Source organism: Dietzia cercidiphylli, assembly GCF_014145145.1.
In the GTDB taxonomy this organism is placed as follows: domain Bacteria; phylum Actinomycetota; class Actinomycetes; order Mycobacteriales; family Mycobacteriaceae; genus Dietzia; species Dietzia natronolimnaea.
Genome location: NZ_JAALEA010000520.1, coordinates 1 through 1,327 on the forward strand (window position 1 = coordinate 1; position 1,327 = coordinate 1,327).

At 72.7% G+C, this 1,327-nt stretch carries 2 protein-coding genes; both read left to right on the forward strand.

The annotated features are described in order from the left end of the window. Positions 1-388: aspartate/glutamate racemase family protein (locus G6028_RS16675; protein ID WP_182659541.1), on the forward strand; the 388-nt coding region annotated here is incomplete at its 5' end. 82 nt (positions 389-470) lie between these two features. After that, the gene (locus G6028_RS16680) at positions 471-1,250 is read left to right on the forward strand and encodes an MBL fold metallo-hydrolase (RefSeq protein WP_182659542.1); all 780 of its coding nucleotides are present in this window, start codon (positions 471-473) and stop codon (positions 1,248-1,250) included. Positions 1,251-1,327: the final 77 nt, after the last annotated feature.

Sequence of the window (1,327 nt, forward strand, 5' to 3'; positions counted from 1 at the left end):
CTCGGTGGCGTGCCCGAAGTTCGTCGAGTTCGTGGAGCGCGGGATCACCAGCGGTCGGCAGGTCCTGGGTCTGGCGGAGGCGTACCTCGCGCCGATCCGGGACGCGGACGTGGACACCCTGGTCCTGGGGTGCACCCACTACCCCCTGCTGTCCGGGGTGGTCCAGCTCGCGGTGGGCGATCACGTCACGCTGGTCTCCAGCGCCGAGGAGACCGCCAAGGACGTGCTGCGCGTGCTCACCGCCGCGGACCTGCTGCGCCCCCACGACGCGGCGGATCCGGCGACGCGGGAGTACCTCGTGACCGGTGACCCGGACAGCTTCCGAAGGGTGGCGTCCCGGTTCCTCGGACCCGGTCTCGTGTCGGTCGGCCTCGCGGGTGCGGTGTGATCCCTACCCGCGGACCGGTTCCGGGTCGCCCGCCGGGGCACACTCCGGGCGACCTCGCGCCGGCCGTGGCACGATGGTGCCCATGTTTCTGACTGTCCTGGGTTGCTCGGGGAGTATCGGCGGACCCACCTCGCCGGCGTCCGGGTATCTGGTGGAGGTCGAGGGGGTCGCCCCGGTCGTGATCGACATGGGGCCGGGGGTGTTGGGGGCTCTGCAGCGGTACATCGCGCCGGAGGACGCCATGATCCTGTTGTCCCATCTCCACGCCGATCACTGCCTGGACGTCCCGGGCCTGTTGGTGTTGCGGCGCTACGGTCCGGAGGCCGAGCGCGCGGTCCGGGTGCCGCTCATCGGGCCGTCCGGGACCGCGTACCGGATCGGGGTCGCCTCGGCGGAGGAACCGGGGGCGGTGGACGACCTGTCGGACACCTTCGAGGTGGGGTCGTGGGATGTGACGCCCGACGTGGAGATGACGGGCGACGACGGCGAGGTGGGCCTGCGCGTGCGGGCCGACCGGGTGGATCACCCGCCGGAGTCCTACGGGATGCGCCTGACGTCGGAGTCCGGTCGCGTCCTGGCCTACAGCGGTGACACCGCCTACTGCGACTCGCTGGTCGAACTCGCGGCCGGCGCCCACGTGTTCCTCTGCGAGGCCTCGTGGACCCACGAGGAGGGCCGCCCGCCGGGGATCCACATGTCCGGTGCCGAGGCCGGCCGGACCGCCCGACTGGCCGGGGTGGGCCGTCTGGTGCTGACCCACATCCCCCCGTGGACGGACCGCGAGGCCGTGCGCGCCGAGGCCGCCGCGCAGTTCGACGGCGAGGTCCTGTTGGCGGAGCCTGATCTCAGGCTCGAGGTCTGAGCGTCGGGTTCCGGGGCCCGGTGTCCGAGGCCCGGTCTCCGGGTGCCGGCCGCTAGTATCGGCGGGCGTGACCTCAT

Excerpts from the sequence above, each read along its gene's own strand:
- G6028_RS16680 (WP_182659542.1), top strand. The coding sequence starts at position 471 with ATGTTTCTGACTGTCCTGGGTTGCTCGGGGAGTATCGGCGGACCCACC.